The 20177-nt window shown below is 59.2% G+C and carries 16 protein-coding genes; 5 read left to right on the top strand and 11 right to left on the bottom strand.

Annotated features, from left to right (window positions below):
- Window positions 1–115: 115 nt before the first annotated feature.
- Together NKI18_RS26835 and NKI18_RS26830 are read right to left on the bottom strand one after the other, a co-directional pair.
- The gene (locus NKI18_RS26835; protein WP_353021133.1) at window positions 116–556 is read right to left on the bottom strand and encodes a GNAT family N-acetyltransferase; all 441 of its coding nucleotides are present in this window, start codon (window positions 554–556) and stop codon (window positions 116–118) included.
- Between the two features lie 2 nt (window positions 557–558).
- Window positions 559–3216 (bottom strand): TrlF family AAA-like ATPase, encoded by a 2658-nt coding sequence (locus NKI18_RS26830; RefSeq protein ID WP_353021131.1) that lies wholly within the window; start codon window positions 3214–3216, stop codon window positions 559–561.
- 546 nt (window positions 3217–3762) lie between these two features.
- On the opposite strand from NKI18_RS26830, the gene NKI18_RS26825 reads away from it, so the two are divergent.
- The gene (locus tag NKI18_RS26825; RefSeq protein WP_353021128.1) at window positions 3763–5634 is read left to right on the top strand and encodes a UvrD-helicase domain-containing protein; all 1872 of its coding nucleotides are present in this window, start codon (window positions 3763–3765) and stop codon (window positions 5632–5634) included.
- 334 nt (window positions 5635–5968) lie between these two features.
- Here NKI18_RS26825 and NKI18_RS26815 read toward each other — a convergent pair whose 3' ends face one another.
- The 7 genes from NKI18_RS26815 to NKI18_RS26785 form a co-directional block, all read right to left on the bottom strand.
- The gene (locus NKI18_RS26815) at window positions 5969–7339 is read right to left on the bottom strand and encodes a hypothetical protein (protein ID WP_353021125.1); all 1371 of its coding nucleotides are present in this window, start codon (window positions 7337–7339) and stop codon (window positions 5969–5971) included.
- Between the two features lie 9 nt (window positions 7340–7348).
- Entirely contained in the window at window positions 7349–8503 is a 1155-nt protein-coding gene (locus NKI18_RS26810) for an ATP-binding domain-containing protein (protein ID WP_352981427.1), read from the bottom strand.
- Window positions 8504–8513: 10 nt separating this feature from the next.
- A complete protein-coding gene (locus NKI18_RS26805; protein WP_353021121.1) occupies window positions 8514–9884 on the bottom strand; it encodes a serine/threonine protein kinase in 1371 nt (456 codons plus the stop codon).
- A 775-nt stretch (window positions 9885–10659) separates the two neighbouring features.
- On the bottom strand, window positions 10660–11013 hold the full coding sequence (locus NKI18_RS26800) for a HigA family addiction module antitoxin (RefSeq protein ID WP_192250267.1): 354 nt from the start codon (window positions 11011–11013) through the stop codon (window positions 10660–10662).
- 19 nt (window positions 11014–11032) lie between these two features.
- Window positions 11033–11302, bottom strand: coding sequence for a hypothetical protein (locus NKI18_RS26795; RefSeq protein ID WP_353021119.1), 270 nt, complete (start codon window positions 11300–11302; stop codon window positions 11033–11035).
- 969 nt (window positions 11303–12271) lie between these two features.
- Window positions 12272–14551, bottom strand: a complete 2280-nt coding sequence (locus tag NKI18_RS26790) for a S8 family peptidase (RefSeq protein WP_353021117.1) — start codon at window positions 14549–14551, stop codon at window positions 12272–12274.
- 61 nt (window positions 14552–14612) lie between these two features.
- Window positions 14613–15695 carry an AAA family ATPase gene (locus tag NKI18_RS26785; RefSeq protein ID WP_353021114.1) on the bottom strand — a complete coding sequence of 361 codons (1083 nt, stop codon included), beginning with the start codon at window positions 15693–15695 and terminating at the stop codon, window positions 14613–14615.
- Window positions 15696–15785: 90 nt separating this feature from the next.
- Between NKI18_RS26785 and NKI18_RS33455 the strand changes: the two genes are divergently transcribed.
- Window positions 15786–16316 (top strand): hypothetical protein, encoded by a 531-nt coding sequence (locus NKI18_RS33455; protein ID WP_502900763.1) that lies wholly within the window; start codon window positions 15786–15788, stop codon window positions 16314–16316.
- Window positions 16317–16461: 145 nt separating this feature from the next.
- Here NKI18_RS33455 and scpB read toward each other — a convergent pair whose 3' ends face one another.
- On the bottom strand, window positions 16462–17160 hold the full coding sequence (gene scpB / locus NKI18_RS26770) for an SMC-Scp complex subunit ScpB (RefSeq protein WP_353021105.1): 699 nt from the start codon (window positions 17158–17160) through the stop codon (window positions 16462–16464).
- Between the two features lie 2 nt (window positions 17161–17162).
- On the bottom strand, window positions 17163–18113 hold the full coding sequence (locus NKI18_RS26765; protein ID WP_353021102.1) for a DUF1403 family protein: 951 nt from the start codon (window positions 18111–18113) through the stop codon (window positions 17163–17165).
- Between the two features lie 168 nt (window positions 18114–18281).
- On the opposite strand from NKI18_RS26765, the gene NKI18_RS26760 reads away from it, so the two are divergent.
- Genes NKI18_RS26760 through NKI18_RS26750 form a run of 3 tightly spaced genes read left to right on the top strand, consistent with a single transcriptional unit; the run spans window position 18282 to window position 20076 of the window.
- Window positions 18282–18539, top strand: a complete 258-nt coding sequence (locus tag NKI18_RS26760) for a type II toxin-antitoxin system VapB family antitoxin (RefSeq protein WP_352480547.1) — start codon at window positions 18282–18284, stop codon at window positions 18537–18539.
- Window positions 18539–18925: a type II toxin-antitoxin system VapC family toxin gene (locus NKI18_RS26755; RefSeq protein WP_352480549.1), complete on the top strand. Its 387-nt coding sequence runs from the start codon at window positions 18539–18541 to the stop codon at window positions 18923–18925. The genes NKI18_RS26760 and NKI18_RS26755 overlap by 1 nt, the downstream gene beginning before the upstream one ends.
- A 2-nt stretch (window positions 18926–18927) precedes the next feature.
- A complete protein-coding gene (locus NKI18_RS26750) occupies window positions 18928–20076 on the top strand; it encodes a site-specific integrase (protein ID WP_352480550.1) in 1149 nt (382 codons plus the stop codon).
- Window positions 20077–20177: the final 101 nt, after the last annotated feature.

Genomic DNA, 20177 nt, shown 5'->3' with positions numbered 1-20177 from the left:
GCCAAGCCAAATCGCATTGCCTGGTGAGGGCAGGAAGCGGACTGGCCACTTCCACAACCAATTTGGCGAAATCGCCATCGACGGGTCCTGAGCATCGTCATTTCCCCGCTTTGCCTTAGCCGTCGCGACTCAGGTTGTTTTGAGGATGGATGAGCGCTTTGCTCCAGACTGTCACATTGTTTCCGGTCTGAGGATTTCCAAATGTCGGGCCACGTTGGAAACCGGCCTTCGCGAACATGCCCTCGCTTGGGCCGTTTCCAGTTCGCACCGTGCATTGAAGTAAACGCGCCCCATCTTTACGCGCGCGTTGCTCTGCCGCCTCTATCAATCGTGCGCCTCGTCCCTGGCGAACAAAATGTGTGGTCACGTGGGAAATTTCGGCCTGATACCACTGCACGCGCTTGAGTTGAGCACAGCACACGACGCGACCGTCTTCCGAGAGGTCGACTACATACTCGTTCGCATGATCAAGAACACGCTGGGCGTCGTACTTTATCGCAAGCTGGTTCTGCGCATTGAGCAGCTCGGCAATCTGGGAAGCGTGTGTCCGCTCCATCGCTATAGGCCTGCCTTCCAATGTTCGTAGATTGTCTTGCGGCGGGCAAACGCCTCGGGGCCGCCTTCCATGATCCTGATGATTAGCTTCTGGGTGTCGGCGGCGTCGATGCTGGCAGAGGAAACGGCAATCCTGTCATCGGATGCGCTGAATGCGGAGACAGACTCCGAGTCTCCCAGTACCGGAAAATTTGCGTTGTGGGTCGCGAAGATGAACTGCCTGTTGGATTTGATCTTGCGGATGCGCTTCACAACTTCTTCGTAAACCGTTTGGCTGTCGAGGTCGTCTTCAGGCTGGTCGACCAGAACGAGGTCGTGTTCCTGCTGGCTCAGCAAAAAGAGCATCATCGCGGAAGCACGCTGACCGAGGGAATGCGAACGTAGAGGGCGTCCGTGATAGTTGATTTCGTAAGTGTTGGGCACCTGGAAGGTCAGGAGCGTGGGCAGCGCTCTCAGGAAGTATTCACGAAAAGCATCTGCACGTCCTTTCGCCAAGGCTGCTGCCTCGTCGAGGTTGGCGTAGATAGCCGCGAAATCCACGTACTTTCCACAGATGGCTTCGATGCTTTCGCTTCGTACACTGCTACCCTTGAGGGCGGCCTCTAGCCGGATCGTGAAGGCTTTCTTGTCGCCCTTGAACGTCGGGGTGATCTTTAGCTCAGATTGGACATTATTGATCTTGTCGAGGGCGGCGGCCGTCACCCGATACTCTTCGAGCCACTTTTCGTTGAGCGCACTGCTCGTGTTGGCGGCGAGTTCTCTACGGTCCGCAGCCTTAGAAGTTGCGGTCACGAGCTCAGCGATCTTCCCTTCGATCAGCGTTTTTCGGTCAGTGTTCTTGAGATAGTCATCGGGCTGAAGCGCGGTAACACCTTTGTCGGCGAGCGCTTCGAGAAGCTCGCGCTCCACGGAGGCAAATTCTTCCTTGAGACCACTGATCGTGCCGTTCAGAGCGGCGTGCTTTTCGCCAAGCTTGTCGCGGACGGTGTCGATGGCTGTTTGAACTGCCTTGATCGAGGCTACAGAAGCTTTCAGTTCGGCGAGAGCTACCGCGTAGTCGGCGAAGAAAGCGGCGTTGTACTTTGAGCTCGGGACAGCGAGAGCATCGAGCAGCTCGATGCCTTCGTCGGCTAAATCACCGACGACTTCACTCCAACTTTCCGCCTTCTGACCGACCGATGTCACGAACGAGGCGTCTTGATTATAGGCAAGCTGCTTTTCCAGCTTGTCCTTCACGCCATGCTTGTCAAACTGTTCGATCTGGTATTCGAGAGCAGCAAGCTCCTGGCGAAAACCGGTAAGTTTTTCGGTGTCGGTTTGGATCGCCTGCAGTAGCGTAACCGCTGACTTAAGCTCACCAACCTTGGTCGCAATCGACTCACGGATAGGTCGCAGAGACTCACCGACTAGCTTCTCGACCAGGTCCTTTCCAAAATCCTGGCCTGCAGCCGAGAGGTCTTTTTGCCCGAAGTAGAGCGGGTTTCGGATCACACTTTGTCTGACGGCGACTCCTCTGCGTAGGACGCCGTTCAGATAGACTTCCGGGTCGTGTCCCAAGATCCTGCGAACCTCATATTTTGATCCGAGGTGATCAACCGCCTCGACGATAACGCGACCGCCACTCTTCAGTACGAACGGGACTAGGTCTTCTTTGTACTTTCGATCTTGGGGTCTATCGCCGAATGGAATGTCGAGCGCCCATCGAAGGCATTCGAGGGCGGATGACTTACCACTGCCTTGGATGCCAATCAGACAGTTGAGGTGCGGCGAGAGCGGAATGCGGACACCATCCAGCAGCCCGCCTTCAAAGCGTACAGCCTCTATATAGCCGTGTGTCAGTTTGAGTGCAGCTCCCGCTGCGCGGAACTCGAAATCGCGCAGAGCGAACTTCACGGCCTCGAAGGTGAGGTCACCGAGCTTAAGAAAGGTATGCTCGCCTTTGCCAATCTGCTCGATGCTCTTCGGGTCGCTACCTTCGACTTCCGCCGGGTACTGCGGCCACCATTGTTTGACCTTCGTCCGGCCGACGCGATCCGGCACATCGTGCGTGCGGACCTTCTGGAAGCCGAGGCAGTATTTCTGCACGAGCGGATTGGCGGCCAGCTCCTGCATGCGCCCGCCTTTGACTTCGTTCCAGAGCCCGCTGGATGCCTCAACATGAGCGAAGACAACGAGGAAATCGCGGTTGAACTGCTCAAGGGTCTTTAGAGTTGAAACGATGTCTTCGTTCGAGCGGGCATTCTCGTTTTCGTACTGCGCTGGCGTGCGGCCACTGAAGGTGTTTCCGAGAAACGCGTTGATGAAGTCGTGGCCTTTTTCGAGCCACTCGTCGGAAAACACAATGAGGGCATGGACACCATTTGCTCCGTCGTTGACAGAGAGTTCGACACCCGGGAGCAGGCCGATGCCTTCTTGCCTAGCAGCTCTTCTGAGAGCTCTGAATTCTTGGAGGTCGAACTTGTTGTGGTTGGTGATCACGCCAAGCCGAATGCCTGAGGCTTTCAGGCCAGCGATGTATGCGCTGACGAAATCGGTGTGTTGCCCATTGTAGACGAATTCCTTGTCGGCCTTGGTGTGCAGATGGAAGTCTACCCGGACCCAGGCGGAACCGTTGGGGAAGAATGTTTCGAAGCTATTTGCCTTCTGTTGATCGGGAAGCATTCGCACAAGTATCACACCCACAAGCGCCGCGCGATATGGATCGTTATTTTCACAACGCCAGCATGTTTGGCGCGCCTGCGGGAGACTGCCATGGCGTTATGAGAGTGTCTTCAGCCGACCGATAACTGGGCCAGATGCTCAGGTGCCTAGGAAGGTCTTCTTGATGGGCGACACGTGTATGCGGGCGAGCCAAGGCCTCAGGGAGGCCGGCCGTGCGCGCTTTGCGTTTCCCTCTCGACAAAGCCAATCTAAGATGGATGCGGATCCGCTGCCGAACGGGATCCTCGATGGTTGGACAGAAAATCGAGAAGCATCCGGGACTCGGCTCAAGACGGCCGGCCGGTTGTGAACGGCCTCCTTCGAGGCGTGCCATCTGCGCCATAACCAAGCATCGGCAGAGCCACTTTCTGGCGTCCGATTGTGGGAGAGGCCACGACTGCTTCTTCGGCTGATCTGAGGTACGCCGCTGAATGGCACGACTGGGCCCGAGTCCTGCGCTTGACTCCGATCAGCTTATAGGCGCGAAATCGAACTGGGGGATTTGGAATGAGGCGACCTTTTAGTTCATTGAGTATCGATCAGCTTGAGGCGATACTGGATAAGGCCTCCGCAAGTGGTGATACCAAAGCCATCAAAGCTGTAGTGGGTGAAGCCGGAGTTAGAACCACAGCTCGGGCCGGGAGGCTTCTGGTCCGAGCCAAATCCGCGTTGGATGTCAAGCAGGCGGACCTCTTCGACCGAAGCCCCCAGACTTCCAGGAAGCGGCCCACCATAGTGCAAAGGAAGGTAGCGGCGATTTCGGAGGCTCGCAAACCTACCGAGGAGCAGCAACAGGCAATTGACGCTTTCCTGTCCGGCGGCTCGCTGCGAATCAATGCCTATGCGGGCACAGGCAAGACCTCGGCGCTCCAGTTCCTTGCCCATAGGACTCGCAGCCGAGGCCAATACATAGCCTTCAACAAGGCGATTGTCGGAGACGCCCGTGAGAAGTTTCCTTCGACAGTAGATTGCTCGACGACTCACAGCCTAGCGCTGAAGTCGCTGCACTCTGACTACAAAAAAACAAAAGACAAGTTTGCTGGGAAGGTCAGCACGAAGCAGCTCGCAGAGATACTTGGATTCAAGAAGACCTGGCGGGTCGACCGTGATCATTCGCTGCAGGCGGTGTCTCAAGCCCATTTAGTCCAGCATACAGTTAGGCGGTTCGCCCACAGCGGCGACGAAGAAATTTCTGACGCACACGTGCCTCGTCATGGATCGCTGCTTACTGCCAGCGAAGATACTCTGAAGGCAGTGAACGATTTTGCGTGCAACAATGCCAAGCACGTATGGCAACGCATGTGCGACCCAAGGGACGCGATCCCGCTGGGTTTTGACGGTTTTCTTAAGCTCTGGGGACTATCTAAGCCACAGATTGCAGCCGACTACATCCTCCTCGATGAAGCGCAGGACACCAATCCTGTCGTGCTCGACGTGCTACGGCGGCAAAGCGCCCAGCTTGTCTACGTTGGTGACCGCTACCAGCAGATATACGAATGGCGTGGCGCGGTTAATGCGATGGAAGCAATCGAGACCGATGCCACCGTTAGCCTGACCCAGTCGTTCCGGTTCGGCCCCGAGATCGCCAGCGAAGCGTCTCGCATCCTGCGGCGGCTTGGTGAGAGCGTACCGCTGATCGGCAATCCTGCCATGCGGAGTCGGGTCGGCACCTGCAATCCCGACGCCATTCTTGCGAGGACCAATGCGAACGTCATGACGGCGCTGATCCAGTGCCTAGACGTGGGTCGCAAGCCGCATCTCGTTGGCGACAACAAAGACCTCAAGGAGCTGCTGTGGGGAGTGCGGGACTTGAAGGACGGGCGTCCAACCGACGTGGCCGACTTTTTCGGTTTCACCAGTTGGGAGTCCGTGGTCGACTTCGCCAAAACCACCGAGGGGGAGCACCTGACGATGTTCGTCAATCTGGTGCAGAGCAAGGGCGAGAAACGCCTCCTGTGGGCAATCAACCAATCCGTCAGCGAGGAGGAGGCCGAGATCGTCATCTCGACAGCACACAAGGCCAAGGGGCGGGAATGGAAAAATGTTCGACTGATGGACGACTTCATGAAGATCCGCGAAGCACGCGCTCCTGCGGAAAAGGCCAAACAAGAGCGGGAGGACGCAGCGGAACTAAGGCTGTTCTACGTCGCCGTTACACGCGCCAAGGAGGCGATCGAGATACCCATTATGGGTGGCAAAGGTGAGCCACCGCGAGCGGCGGCAATCTCATCAAGGCCCGCGGCGCAAGCGTTGGCCAAGACTGTCGCGCAACCGGTCGATTGGCAAGAGCCCGTTAAGCAAAGTAGTCAGGTCCAATCGCGCCATATCACACAAAAACCAGCGAAGCGTGGTTTCTTCTCCCGTCTATTTGGTAGGTAAGGTGCGAGCCAGACGGGATCCGCCCGAGGCTTGAGAGCCAACATGCCAATCCGCCTGATGGGGCTGCCTACCCATCAGCGACCGACTTGCCGCGCGTAAAGACCAGGTCGGCGAGCCTATGGCGGCTTTCAGTCAGTGACGAAAAGCCACGATGTTCCGGCTTCCGTTGCCTCGGCTAGATCCAAGGCATCTTCTACATCGACACCGAGATACCGCACTGTGTTCTCGATCTTGGTGTGGTCGAGCAGGATCTGAACTGCAAGGAGATTGACCGTAACCTTGTAGATGAATGATGAATGAAGCCTTCGTTTGCCGAAGCGCAGGTGATTGGCTTCTAAGATTTCCGGCGGGAATACGCGTTACGTCCTGACGGTCGTTCATACTTTGGATCGGATTCTGATGTGGAACTGCTGTCCATCCTTGAAAGGATCGCGGATGACTGCGCCATCAAAATTTTCAGTTCTTTGATGTCTCGCTGGTACTCCGCTCGCGAGTTCAATGAGGGGGCACCGACCCTGGCAATGCTTTGCCTGGTCGAAACCCCGGGGTAGATCTCGACCGAAATCGAACCGGTCTGCCCTCGTGGCAGTTGGTCAACATCCGCTCCCATGCCTGCAAGCTCAAGGACCGAGATGTCGTCGGTAGGAGGGCTATAAAGGCCTGGCCGTGCGCACAAATCCCGAGCCATGCGTCTGCCCATACAATTGAACTCAGTCATGATATCGCTGCTTGCCTGCAGACCCGACCACACCGCGAACCAAAGAGGTGCCATCCGCAGGCTTAATCCGGTCGACAGCGCTGCGGGAATGAATCGAAAGGAACCACCGCCAAGAAGGCTCAGAAGGCACCCTGCGGCGCAGTCTCTCAACTGCCCTCCGGTGCCCGTGGAATTGCTCAGCAGCGAGATTGCTTCCTGGATCGCCCGAGCACGCCCTTCCCGGGTTCCGCGGAAACGGGAAAGGTCACCCCTCAATTCGGGAAGTGAAGAGAGTAGGTCTTCCAAAACTGAATCATCGACCCGGCCACTCTCGATTACCTGCCGCATCGATCTGATCATCACCGATTCACTGTCGGGACGGTCGGAGGGACCACCGCCATGCACTGCCAGCCGAATCACTTGCCAAAAGCTTCCGAGTTCATCGATATCGAGAGGTAGCTGCTCGCCGCCAAGCGTTGATCGCAGGGATTGCCACGCCCGGCCAATGGCCAGAACATCAGCTTGGGGACCGAGTGCGAGTCCCTGAAATGCCGCTGCGGAGTAGGTGGCGCCCGCCGCAGCAAGAGTGATGGGCCGCCCGGTTTCATTTGACCTCGGCGATCTAAGATAGAGCGCCGCCTCGAGGATCGCCGTTCCTACAAGCTTTTCGACCACTGATGTTGTGCTACCCACGGTCAGGCTAGGCTCTTCGGCCAGCAGATCGAGCTGGTCCGTCGTCACAACCCGGAAGAATGCAGTGAAGGGAGCGTAGTCGCTGACGTAGGTCGAAACGAAGGCAAAGAAATCGCGCGCCTTTCGCTCATCCACCACAACCACGGCACGCTCGTCGGGATCATTCCTTTGCGGGTCTGGAACAGCGATAGCGCAGAACTTGGATGAAAGCTGCTTGCGGACAGCGGCCACGCCGAGGTTGCTGGGCTTCAGAGGCAACTTCTGGCCTACCCAGGCCAAGAACTCCTCAGTGTCCAGTACAGCAATGTTCAGCATTTTCCCTACCTAAGCAAACAGATCATCGAGTGTCGGATCACTCGTCGAGGCTTCATCGAGCGCGAGGATACCTTTTTCCAGATATCCCGGAATAGACTTATCATAATAGATGCGCAGCGAGGTCTTTGCGCGGGTCACGCCCGTAAAGGCGAGATTCTTTTGCAAGTTCCGGAATCGACTGATTTTCTCCATACCGAGAAGGTGGACTGCCCGGAACTCGAGCCCCTTCGCGCTGATGATAGTGGTCACGATCACACGCTTATTCGGTTCGAAGGCGCTGTACCCACCCGCGAAGTTCTGCATCTGCACGTGATGCTTGACTTTGGAGGACAGAAGAAGGGCGGCGACCGCGGTGGCATCTTCCTGCTTAGGGCAAAGGACGCCTATAGTCTCGTCCGGATAGGCGAAGAGCTGCGTTTCGATTTCCGGGATTGCGGTCGCGACCTGATCCGCGAGCGAAAGACCCGAATGCGGTATCACAGACGACTCAAAATCCTGCTCGTTGTACTTCGACGTCGCCTCCATCCCCTCCTCGGAGTCGATTTCGTTGCGGATGCCGTCCGCGACGCGGCAGATCTTGATGCCATTCCGATAGTGCTTCTTGAGGACAACGGGCTCGCCACATTTCGCTTCCAGAGCATCCAAGCCACCTATGGCGCTTGTCACTCGCTGTCTGTCATCGCCAACAGCGTAGATCTGGTCGGCGAAACAGGAAATCACTCCGATCTCGTCGGCGGAATAATCCTGAGCCTCGTCCAGAAGAATGCAGTCCAGTACGTTTATGTTCTTCTTCAGCGCCGCGACTTCCTTTAGCCCTTTCAGAAGACGTGCGCGAACCTCCGCGAATTCGCCGAAGTCATCGAACGCAATTCCATTCGATGCCACGAGCGAAGCACCCCACTGCAGGTATGTCTGGATCTTGTCCGATGAGAACGGATAGTGCGTAGAGCCTGCTACCAGAAATTCCTTCAGGACGCGACCGAACGTGAGCACGGTGATATTCGTAACACCTGCCTTTACGAGGAACGTCGCACGGAGAAGCAAGAGGTTTGTCTTTCCGCACCCGGCGGGGCCAAGGATGAGATGGTCGCCCTCCTTCGGGAGACTGATCACCTTCTTCTGGTCATCGTCGAGATCGCTTGTTTTTTTCCACCAGGTGCTCATTCGCGTGCCTTCACTTGAACTCAAGGGTCAGCCAGCTATCCTTCTGAGGCCCCTGGCGTTGAACAAAGTCTATGATCTTATAAAGGATGTCCTCGAGCGATGTATGAAACCGCGAGGGGTCATATATCCCCGAGAAAAAGAGAATGCGGCGCTCAAAAGGTTCAGGTGGTGTCGCGGAGGTGTGTACACAGACGTCTACGGCAAGTGCCTTTGCTTCCGCATCGACTATCTCAATGCAGAATACCACCGACAGCTCGGGCATTAGGTGCGCTTCTGACTTCTCGAAGGTCATCTTGACTGACGGAGCCTTGCGAGGGTATCGAACTATCGTGGCATAAGGCGGGAATTGATCGTTTTCCGAGCTTACACGGCGCACCGAATCCTTCGTGGAGGTTATGATCTCCTCGAGAAGCGCCTTGCCGAAATCCGGCTTCTTTTCCGTCGCCGCACCTGATCCCGCCTGTTCGACGAGAACTCGCTTGATTACCCTTTCCTTGAGGCCAGCGATCCCGCTCGCAGTGGCCTTCGGACGCCTGAAGGATTCCCACGAGACCATCCGCAGCCGGTCCTTGGGGTCCTTCAAGAGGCACATCTTCGCTAGGTCCACTAGGTATGAAGGCACTGAGGAATTCTGAATATTCGGAGTGACTTCCTGCACTGCGTTGACCAAACGGGCAAACGGTTCGGCATATTCGCTGAAGAGAGCCTCGCGCATTATGAGATCGTGCAGCACCGCTCCAATTTGATAGAAGGTAAGGGCGCGCCAGCCCTCAATTGTTCCGTCCTCTTCGCGTAGTAGAAACTCGGGCGAACTATATTGAAGGGTGCCTATGAAGGGGTGAACACCCTCCATGTCAGTGATCCCGGGCTCTTTGACGGGCTTCAGGACCCCGAAGTCGAGTAAAGTTACTTTCTTCATATCCTCGCTGACCTGGATATTCTCCGGCTTAATGTCCCGATGGACCAGATCCAGGCTTTCAAGATATTCCGCACAGGCCGCAATGTCGGCGATGAATCCTCCAATCGCCTCAATGGAAATGTCCTTGAGCCGCTTCTTGAGATTGCTGCCCCGAAGAAACGCCATCACGATGAAGTGGTTCTTCGTACCCTCATCGTATCCTCCATCAAGGATCTCAACCATGCTTGGGTGGCCCCGCCCCTTGAGGGAGACCTCCCGCTTGATCCGGGCAAGCTGTGTCTTGTCGCCAAAGCGCTCGATCAGTTCTTTGTCGAATACCTTCACAGCCGCTTGCTTCGCAGCATTAGTGGCCTCGAATACTGCTGCCGACTTGCCGTGATCGATCAATCTTACGATCGTCCACTCGCCGATCATCGTGTCCTTTAACTGATCTTCGAGTAGACGTGCCCTGACAAAGTCCATGTATTTGTCCCGATTCGGATCGAGGAAATACGTCATCTCTACCGATAGTTGTCAATGAGCGTCTGCACCTGAAATCTAGAGACGACACGATGAAAAGTTGTTCGCCCGTCCTTTGTCGTTTCCGTCGTGCGAAATCCGCTCGATGTCGTCATTTCATTGATGAATCAATCTAGGATTGGCAAGGAGGTGCTTCACCTACAACTTGCTTTCCGGATTTCTGCGTCAGTACGAGAGTTCCGAAAAGAGCAGAATGACCTTGACGTGCCAGTTGCCTTTGCGGCGATCGCCGTTGACGCACACGGGCATCTCGTCTTATGCGTCAAGTGTCCGCTATCGAAACACAGCGCTGAGATCGCCGGCGCTGTCGTCGCCGTGGCGCCCAACCAAGGCGATGAGAGTTATCGGCAGCTGGCAGAGGCGATTCAGCCGCATCTAAGCGAGAATGTATCCTGCCGGATTTCGACATCATCGACCTGGCTGGAGACGAGGCGCCCGTAAACATGCTGGTGCTCGAGGCCCTAGTAGACTGGGCCGACCGGGGAATGAACGCACTTATCGGTATGGGGGCCATCTATGCCCTGGCCAAGGCAACGCTACCGGAGTTTCGCCGGGGAGTTGCATCAAGCGCGCCGGAACCACTGTAGCCGCTCTTCTTCCGACAGCGCGCCGGGCCAGGTGGTCAGAACATTCCCGCGCCCGGTCACCTCTCTTACTCAAGTTCACCGAAAACAGGCCTGTACAAATCAGATCCGCCGGCGGATCCCCCGAGGGGTGGCTACTCGCCTTGAAAGTCGACAATGAGTTCACTTTCAGACTGCGGTTTGCGCAAAACATTCAGGGTCGGAAGCACCTTCCGGAGCTTCGAATGCGCTTGATAGACATCCACATCACGTTGCAAATTCAGCCAGAACTGCGCGGTGGTGCTGGTTACCTGGGCCAGACGCAACGCCATCTCAGCCGTTATCGCCCTGCGTCCGTTGATGATCTGGTTCACTGAAAACCGCGAGACCTGGAGTGCCGACGCCAGTTTGTCTTGGGTAATGCCAAGCGGACCAAGAAGTTGGTCACGAAGAACCTCGCCCGGTGCTACCGGAGGCGCTGGCACGTAGCGACTCTGCTGGATCGTCATGCACCGACCCTCCATTCGGTCAGTGCCTCTCGAATTTGATTTCGAATGGCCCCTCCCCCTCGACCCAAACAAAAGTAAGATGCCATTTGCCTTCGACCTCGACACCCAGCCGCCCGGGCGCATTCTTGAAGCGCAGGATAGGTCCGAAGATTCCAACGTCCTGCAAGCCGCGTGCGGCCACGAGCGGCCCCAGAATCTTGTGCGCCTTCACTGAAAGATGCTGATCGAGATGCGGTGCGAACCGCGTCCAGTAGATTTCTTCCGTAACTTCGTCTGCGAAGCGTTCCATGTTCCAACCTCCGGGGGGCCGTGACAAAAGCCGCGGGCACCCGATCGGCGCCCGGGCGTCGATCGATGGAGGCTGGAGGAGGTGTGCCGGTACGCAGCTGAAACGTCAGCACCCATTCGCGAGTTTGAGGCGATGCCAAGAGGAGCACACCGGCCGGTCTGTACTTCCATTTGATCCGGATCCGGCTCGCAATTTCCTGTGTCAGGGAACAGCGTATGTCGGTGAGCAGGGAAGTGCTCGGATACTCAGGGAACTCATCGATTCTCGTGAGCAGCGTTTGAAAGATCTCGCGAATGGCACGTTGGGAAAGCGCTTCTTCCACCAGCCCGACGGATGTGCGCGACCGGTGTTGTCCATCGATTACAAACAGCCTGTCGATGTCGATCGCAGCGATGCGTGTCAGGATTTCCGCGGCGCTCGGGAACGAGTCCTCGGGCTTGGCGCTATCGATGGACGACTGGACGAATTGTGTGAAACAGAACGACGGTCCGGCCGACCTGAGGTCGTCCGTTTGTCGAATGATGTCGAAGAGCTTCCAGAACTGTCGCTGCGACGGTGCTGGGGCGTCCCGATCAAGCCAGGACGTTAGATTGCCCCGGAGTGACGAGACGATATCGGTGCCAATCCAGTCGATCTGGGCACGGCGGGCAGAAGCGTCCAGGATGAGCGCAGACGTGGCCGGTTCGTCCGGTTGGAGGGCTGAACGAACGCGATGCTCCACTGAAAGCGGTCCCGCGTTCGGAAGGCCGGGGTAGATGTGGGGGGCTAGCTGGTCGGCCCACTGTCTGATCGCTCTATCCATTGTCATGGTGTAATGCGCATCATTACACAATGCAAGCCACCCGTTTGCCAAAAGCTGTGAGGGCCGGTTGGCCATCACCGCGCTGGCGGCAATGGTGACAATCCGACGTCCGCGGGCAATCTTCACCTTTTGGAGACACCGGCGTCCATCGCGGAACAGGCGTCCGACTACACAGCGGCCTGGGCGACGTTGGAAGCTTCTATCGCAGCCTGTACCTCGGCATAAAGTTCGGCGTTGATCTCGCTCGCATCGATTTCGACGATCAAAGCGAATCGAACCGACCTCTCATTGGGATCCGGGATAGCTCGCGTCTTCCACCATCCCGCCACTGGGTGGACGGCTAGCAAGTTGCGACGGGCGAGATCGGAAGCCGGACAGGTCAGCTCGTCGATCTGCAGCGAGCCGACGTCGCGGCGATTGCGACCGAACGTCCAGCCATCATTTTCGTCGATGGCCGGCCCCTCGGGTTCCTCTTCGACCTTGCTGATACGAGCAATGAACGCGGCCCTGTCCTCATTGGGCCGGTTCAGCTTGAAACGCAGATTGTGAGATGCGTAGCGAAACTTGGAGCCTCGGGCCGGCTCGGATGGGTTCGGCGCGATGAAGGTGCTGAGGGCGACTCTCAAGGTAACGGGATGAGCGATCAACGCACGCAAGGCCTCGACCGGCCACGGCAGCTCGAACAACCGCATCTCGTTGTGCACGTGATCCGCGCCGCCTGAATCGCTCTCACGATAGGGCGTGATCCAGTCTTGGACGATCAACGTCAGGGCGTTGGAGGCGCTGCGCCGGGCGCGCTCCATGTCCGGCACGCCGTAGCCATAGCGTTTGAAGAGCGGACCGTAGTGGCCTTTGCCGGGATTTACAGGCAGATGCGACCGCATCTGGGCATTCCATCTTGCCGAGGAAACGAAGAGGGCACGGATCGTCTCCGGCCAGAGCTCTGGATAGTCCGACCACAATTCGGTAATTGCCCTGGCAGCAAGTGCAGTCGCGGCGCTCGTCTCGCCCACAGTCGTGAAGGCCCGCAGCGGGTATCGATGATCGGTTGTGAGCAATGAAAGAGCGGAATGCTTCATCGGGGGCGGCGGACCGTTGACGACCCAGTTGCCGCCTTCCATCACCACGTCCGGCTTTATCGGCCAGTGCGAGGACCAGCTTGCGGTTCTCGAAGATGGCGCAAGGTCACCCACCACCGCAAGGGGAGTACCGGGCTCACCACCCGGGAGGACGTCCTTTTCCGTGTAGGCGCCGATGCAGATCGGATTCCATGCCTGCGCCGGCGACTCGACCTCATTGTCGGGATGATCGGAGGCAGCGAGATAGTCGTTGTTACCAAATCTGTTCTGGTCGCTGTTTCCAGCCGACACGAGAAGCAGACGAGGCGTCGCGACGTGTCCCGACACGCCAGCCGTAAGCTGATCCAGTTCGCTCGACCACGATGTCGGGGCACCGTCATGTGGGGAGTCGTCCTCGGTCGTGCTGGCAAGAGCAAATGTCCGGCGTCGAACGCCTGCCGTCTCAGCAGCGTTAACGCCGGCCCGCGTCATTGCCCCGAGAAGGTGATGAGGATTGTGACCTGCATCGGGGATGATCTTTGCCGATTCCAGGCGATGGCGAAGCTGGATCGGCAGCATGGACTGAAGCGCCGGCGTCAGATCGCCGAACAGGGATAGCCCGCCCAGCTGTGTGCCATGGCCGATTATATCCTCGATCCCCCAAGCGGGATTTGCGGCGTGCCTATCCGCTGCGGCAAGGGCTGGTTCGATCAGCGGATGTGAGCGGCTGACACCTCGATCGAGCAGGGTCACATAATTCGGGTCATCGATTGCCTCATAGGTCGTCCGGCCCAGCAGACTGTCGACCCACTCGGCCTGCTCGTCCGGGTCCATCGCATCAAAATAGTCGGCCGTGACGGTGGGCGCGGCCAGAGCGCGTACGCCGGCAAGACGCCGCACCGCCAACGCGAGCGCGTCACGTGTGGCTGTGGTTATGACCACCAGGTCTTCTGGAAATTCGAGCCGATCGCCGCCGATCGCAACACCGAGCTCCGGCGCGTCGGCGATGAACGATTCCGCCTGCGTCTTGTCGAGCCAGACCTCCCACGGCACAGCTCCATTCTGATCTGGAAATCGTTGAGGCGGACTGCGCCACAAGGCTCGCAAGCCGGCCTCGACGATGGCGCCGATGCTTTGAATCAGGTCGGCATTGTATGGCCGGCCGGATTTCCTGTCCTTCGCAGCGAAATCCTCGACCTTCCGCCGTAGTTTTGCGACGCCGTCTTCTGTTGCGAAGACGGTCGCGCGCCCGGGTTGATTTGCTGCGGGCCACGGCGGCTCGCTGCGGAGAAGCGTCAGATCGCTGGCGTTGAGGCCTGACGTGACCATCGGTTCGCCCGCCCTGCCCTCGACCTCCAGATAGACACCTGGAAGCGAAGCGGCGCTCACGTCGGGCAGATGATCCAGAGCATTGAGAAGCGACTGGGCGTGCGCTGCCCTGTTGGCGACGTTACTTGGATGCTTTGCCGACCCGCCGCCCTTTGGCCTGAACGGGTTTGCGGCGGAGATTTCGTTGAGTATGAAGTGCCTTCGGTCCCTGGGCATGCGTTCCGGCCCCTATGCTGTGCAGCGACCGGCGGCGCTCTAGGGACGCGACGATGGCAGCCGTCCTGATCTCGTTCGAATTTCCCAGGACCGCCCGTCTTGCGGCATCCTCCCCTGCAGCCACCACATCGGCCGTCGACAGTCCGTCCGCATGTTGCACTACATCGTTCCAGTTTACAGCTTCGACGCCGAACCCGCGCAGCCGCCTGCGCATCGCCTTTCCGATCGCTTCGGCATCTGGCAATTGGTAAGGGAGCACCAGGTCGAAGCGGCGCAGGATCGCTCGGTCCAGGATTTCCGGCAGGTTTGTCGTTGCCACGACGATCGATGGCCCCGTGTTTTCGTCCAGGAATTGCAGGAACGAGTTCAGGATTCGCCGAGCCTCCCCAATGTCGTTGTCAGATCCGCGTGATGCGGCCAGTGCGTCGATTTCGTCGAACAGATAAACGCCACGATTGGTACGGATCGCGTCGAAAATCAACCGCAGCTTCTGAGCGGTCTCACCCATAAACTTCGTGATCAGGCCGTGAAGGAGGACCGTGAACAGCGGAAAATTCAGTTCCCCGGCGAGCGCCTCGGCAGTCAGGGTCTTTCCCGTTCCGGGTGGACCGGCGAGGAGCAGCCGACGGCGTGGTCGCAGGCCCTTTTCCTCAAGCCTCTCGGTCATGCGGGTTTCGGTAACGATGTGGGTCAGCTCATCGGCGATGTGGACCGGCAAAATCAGGTCGTTGAGCCGTGTCGTCGGATAGCTGGCGCTAAGAAATCCGGCCAGGTCGCCGCGCGGTGCAACGATCGGGGTGGGTACAACGCGCGTTGGCTTTTCCGGCTGCTGACCCGCCTCGGCCCATTGCCGCAATTGCTCAGCCAATCGCCCATGCCCTTTCTGTTCCTCGGCGACCGCTAGCTGCATCGCAAGGTCGAAGAAGCGCTTCTCGTCGCCCTCGGCGTGGCTCTTCACAAGCCCTATCAATTGTTGTGCCGATGCCATCGCAATTACCTTCCCGTACCCCCACCGACACGACCATGGCAAATCAGCGCCCGCGGCCAGTTTATAGGCAGATTTCCTTAACAGACCAGCATGCCGAGCCTCATCGACAAATGGTCCACTTATAATTTGCACATTATGCTGCCGGTTCCCGACAGTATCGCAATCGCGCTCTGGACGATCAATGCGCTGAGATTGAGTCCAATTATGCGATCCCTCAGCCCTTATATCGTCCCCTGCCCGTCGTTTCGCGCAGCCCAAACGCGCCGATCAGGTCGAGCGCGCCCTGCCTACGGGGCGCGCCATGCGGTTCCGCTGCGGCCGCCAATTGCGGTGACACTGGTACAGTATGCTCATCATCTCGTCCCCTATCGGATCATATTCAACGTACCGAGGGCGCTTGTGCTGCTTGATCACATAGTCGATCGCCGAATTGACCGATGCCTCGTCGGCGACGCCCATTTCAAGGACCTGCAGCGCATGCCCTTCAGCCTTCGCAGCTTCGATGAGCTCTCCTTTGACTCCGCTATTTCTGGGACGTCGCGCATGGTCGCAACCACCGAGCGATCCAGCCTTGCCAGCTCCAATACCGTCAGTTTTCCAAAAAACTGCAATCTTGCGTGACCTTCATCGACATGCGGACGCGTGCCGCCCCTCCCTTCCGTCTAGCGAAGGACCCCAGGCGGCGAGACCGGACGCCGTGCGTGGCGCAATCTGTTATCCGACGAGCGGCGAGATCGCGTGGATTGTCCCGCCGTGATGGGGTCCTCTATTCGTCGAGCGCGGCGCTGGCGCCATCATCGTCGATATCTGCGAACCCTGGGATGATGTTACCGGCGAGCAGCTTCTCCTTCGACAGCAGCCCGGCGTCCTCGAGCGCCTCGAAATCCGGCAGCTGGCGCAGCGTGTCGAGCCCGAACTGCGACAGAAAATTTTTGGTCGTCACATAGGTATAGGGCGCTCCCGGCTGCGGGCTGCGCGGCCCCGAGGCGATCAGCTCCTGCGCGCGCAGCACGCCGATCAGGTCGCGCGACACCTCCTTGCCGAAGAAGCCCGACAGCTCGCCACGGGTGATCGGCTGAAAATAGGCGATACACATCAAAACCAGCGCCTCCGCCTGCGACAGTTCTTTTGCCCCCTCGCTCGCCGCGGTACCGAAGGCGGCGCGGATGGCGTCGCCAAAAACCTTTTTGGTCCGGTGCTGCCAGCCGCCGGCGACCGCGACCAGCTCGTAGGGGCGGCCGGCGAGCTGGGCGCGGATGTCGTCGATGATCAGCTCGATATTGCAGTTTTTTCCCACCACCCGCGCGAGGACACTGCGTGTCACCGGTTCGCTGGCGGAAAAAATCACCGCTTCGACGCGGCCCATCCACTCGCGCCAGCGCAGCTCGGCCGGCAGATGTTCCAGCTCGGTATCCAGCAAAGCCGGCTGAACGTTTGGCTTCCGGCGGGCAGACGCTTCGCTCATCTCTACAGCCCGAACAGCCGGAATGTGGGGCGGCCGGAGAGCTCGCGCACGGCATCCAGTTGTTGCAGCCGGTCGAACAGGCGCCGCGCCGCAAAGCGCGACAGGTTTTTTGTCGACAGCGAGCCGGAGACGGCGTCTTCATTGAGCAGTGTTTGGATCACATCGCCCGCCCCCTTTGCCCTGAGCTGCGGTGTGACGGCGATGAGCCGCTCCGCACGACGCGACACATCGGCGGCCAACCGGCAGGCGCCGGCCGCGGCCGCAACGAGCGCGACGCAAACCGCCCGCTCAAAATTCTCGTCCCCGGGTCGGATGCGGCCGCCGGCCTCGCGGCGAAAAGCCGGACCAAAGGCCTGCGCCATCAGCAGCGGCAGCGGCCGCGGCCAGCGCAGGCTTTGCGCCAGCACCAGGTCGGCCAGCCACCACGCAAGAAGCTCGCAATCCGGTCGCACGGTGACCACGTAAGTGGCGATCGCCGCGGCGGCGAATGGCGCCGGCCGCTGCGACTCCGCTAGGGTATTGACCTCCACGCAAAGCGTGGCCAGCGCCGCGCCATCCAAGTGGAGTCCGAGCATCTCGACGATCTTGGCCAAACGATCGGCGGTGGCAACGAGCGGCTGCACGGAAAACTGCCGCCAGGCGCCAAAGATGGCGCCGGCGGGGCCGGGTTCGGCGCCGGCCGGGCGCAGGTACCAGGCGTCGCGCAGGGCGGCCTCATCTTCTGAGCGGCCGGCGAGCCGCATGCTGGCGGCGGCACAGCGAAGCGCCAGCCGCTGCCGCCAGGCCCCGGCCCAGGCAGGCTGTCCCCGGGCGAGGCTGTCGAGCGCGCTCAGGGCGGCGCCGGCCTGGAAGGCGGCGCCGGCGTCGCTCGGCGCGCCGCCAGCGGCGAGCGCCCAGGCCGGGACGGTCGGCGGCGCGGTGGGGCTGGCGGTCGCGGGATCGAGGCGAATCATGAATTCGAGGGTAAAGTGCCCGTGCGCTTTTTGCCATAAATTTCACGTCAAAACGCACAGCCTGTCGCTTATGCATAACGATTGATAATCTTGCATTATCGTTCGTTGTTTACGAGGCGAGGGAACCATGGTAGAATACGCCAGAATGGTAGACTTTTGGAGTCTTTCGTGTCCCTGAACATCAAAAATCCGGCCACCGTGGCTCTCGCCGACGAACTCGCGCGCCGCCAGGGCATCAGCAAGACGGCAGCCATTCACCAGGCCCTGAGCGAGCGGCTGCATCGAATGGGTTACGGTGACGTGGCCCAGGAGCGCCTGCTCGGCGAGTTGCGGGCGATCCGGGAAAGAGTGGCGCGATTGCCGGAACTGGATAATCGCAGCGACGAGGAGATCATCGGGTACGACGAGCATGGAATCCCGAACTGATGGTGATCGACACCTCCGCCATCGTCGCGATCCTGCGCAACGAACCAGAAGCCTTGAGGCTTGAGAAGGCGCTCGTCACCAACCAAATCCGCCTGGTCCCTGCAACCTGCGTGCTCCAGGCGCGCATGGTGCTGGTCAGCCGGCGCGGTGAGCATGCGTTGGCCGAGATCGATCTGTGGCTGCGCAAGATGGAGGCCGACATCATCGCCGTGGATGCCGATCTCGTCGATGTGGCAACGCAGGCTTGGCTCACCTACGGCAAAGGCCGCCACCCGGCCGCCCTGAATTTTGCCGATTGCCTTTCCTACGCGTTGGCCAAACGGGCGGATGAGCCCTTGCTCTTTATCGGCAATGACTTTTCCCAGACGGATATCGAGGCAGCATAACGATGGTTGGCGACGGTGCGGGATCAACTGCAGCGCCCCGAGGGGACGATCTTCCCGACATCATCGATGTCGTGATGGAAATGGGACAGCATCCACAGGAGGGCGAAAAATCCCCCTCCCCTCCCCTGCCGCCTATGCACTCACGGGGACATGGTAGCCTTCCCGGCCATCTGGAAGAGCTTGCCGGCCACGCCCGCGACTATGTCAAGGCGGCCAGCTCGGCCAATACACGGCGCGCCTACGCCGCCGACTGGAAGCATTTTTGCGCCTGGGCGCGCCGGCAGGGTCTGGAAGTGCTCCCACCTGATCCGCAGACCCTCGGGCTCTACATCACCGCCTGCGCGTCCGGAAAGGTAACAGGGGAGAAAAAACCAAACTCTGTGGCGACGATCGAGCGTCGGCTTTCGTCACTGTCCTGGAACTTTTCGCAGCGAGGCGAACCGCTGGACCGCAAGGACCGCCACATCGCAACGGTCATGGCCGGCATCCGCAACACCCACGCCTCCCCTCCCCGGCAGAAGGAAGCGATCCTGCCCGAGGATCTGATGGCCATGCTCGAGACCCTCGACCGCGGCACGCTGCGTGGTCTGCGCGACCGCGCCATGCTGCTTCTGGGTTTTGCCGGTGGGCTGCGGCGCTCGGAAATCGTCGGGCTCGACATTGGTCGCGACCAGACGGAGGATTCTTCGGGCTGGATTGAGTTTTTTCCTGACAAGGGCGTGCTGGTGACCCTGCGCGGCAAAACCGGTTGGCGCGAGGTCGAGGTCGGCCGCGGCTCCTCCGACGCCACCTGCCCGGTGGCCGCTCTGCAGACGTGGCTAAGACTGGCGCACATTGCGCACGGACCTCTGTTCCGGCGCGTTGCTGGTCAAGGCAGAGCGGTCGGTGTCCATCGCTTGAACGACCAGGAGGTCGCACGCTTGGTCAAGCGCACGGCGCTCGCAGCCGGCTTGCGTGGCGATCTGTCGGAGGGCGAACGCGGTCAAAAGTTTGCTGGCCATTCGCTGCGCGCCGGCCTCGCGTCCTCGGCCGAGGTCGATGAGCGCTATGTGCAACAGCAGCTCGGTCACGCCTCGGCCGAGATGACTCGAAAGTATCAGCGCCGGCGCGATCGTTTCCGCGTCAATCTCACCAAGGCGTCCGGGCTCTGAAAAGCCCCCTCCCCTGCCCCGTTTTGTCCGCTGGGATGAGGCGGTCAGATCTCAGGCGATAACAATACCTCATCGAGCACAGCGAGCGCTGTATCCAGACT

The organism is Mesorhizobium sp. M0800 (genome assembly GCF_040320095.1).
Taxonomy (GTDB): Bacteria; Pseudomonadota; Alphaproteobacteria; order Rhizobiales; family Rhizobiaceae; genus Mesorhizobium.
This window is presented reverse-complemented; position numbering and strand designations above follow the sequence as displayed.

Bases quoted from the DNA above. Each gene is read 5' to 3' on its own strand.
- NKI18_RS26835 (WP_353021133.1), bottom strand. From the start codon at position 556: ATGGAGCGGACACACGCTTCCCAGATTGCCGAGCTGCTCAATGCGCAG.
- NKI18_RS26830 (WP_353021131.1), bottom strand. From the start codon at position 3,216: ATGCTTCCCGATCAACAGAAGGCAAATAGCTTCGAAACATTCTTCCCC.
- NKI18_RS26825 (WP_353021128.1), top strand. From the start codon at position 3,763: ATGAGGCGACCTTTTAGTTCATTGAGTATCGATCAGCTTGAGGCGATA.
- NKI18_RS26815 (WP_353021125.1), bottom strand. From the start codon at position 7,339: ATGCTGAACATTGCTGTACTGGACACTGAGGAGTTCTTGGCCTGGGTA.
- NKI18_RS26810 (WP_352981427.1), bottom strand. From the start codon at position 8,503: ATGAGCACCTGGTGGAAAAAAACAAGCGATCTCGACGATGACCAGAAG.
- NKI18_RS26805 (WP_353021121.1), bottom strand. From the start codon at position 9,884: ATGGACTTTGTCAGGGCACGTCTACTCGAAGATCAGTTAAAGGACACG.
- NKI18_RS26800 (WP_192250267.1), bottom strand. From the start codon at position 11,013: ATGACGATCCAGCAGAGTCGCTACGTGCCAGCGCCTCCGGTAGCACCG.
- NKI18_RS26795 (WP_353021119.1), bottom strand. From the start codon at position 11,302: ATGGAACGCTTCGCAGACGAAGTTACGGAAGAAATCTACTGGACGCGG.
- NKI18_RS26785 (WP_353021114.1), bottom strand. From the start codon at position 15,695: ATGGCATCGGCACAACAATTGATAGGGCTTGTGAAGAGCCACGCCGAG.
- NKI18_RS33455 (WP_502900763.1), top strand. From the start codon at position 15,786: ATGCCGAGCCTCATCGACAAATGGTCCACTTATAATTTGCACATTATG.
- scpB (WP_353021105.1), bottom strand. From the start codon at position 17,160: ATGAGCGAAGCGTCTGCCCGCCGGAAGCCAAACGTTCAGCCGGCTTTG.
- NKI18_RS26765 (WP_353021102.1), bottom strand. From the start codon at position 18,113: ATGATTCGCCTCGATCCCGCGACCGCCAGCCCCACCGCGCCGCCGACC.
- NKI18_RS26755 (WP_352480549.1), top strand. From the start codon at position 18,539: ATGGTGATCGACACCTCCGCCATCGTCGCGATCCTGCGCAACGAACCA.
- NKI18_RS26750 (WP_352480550.1), top strand. From the start codon at position 18,928: ATGGTTGGCGACGGTGCGGGATCAACTGCAGCGCCCCGAGGGGACGAT.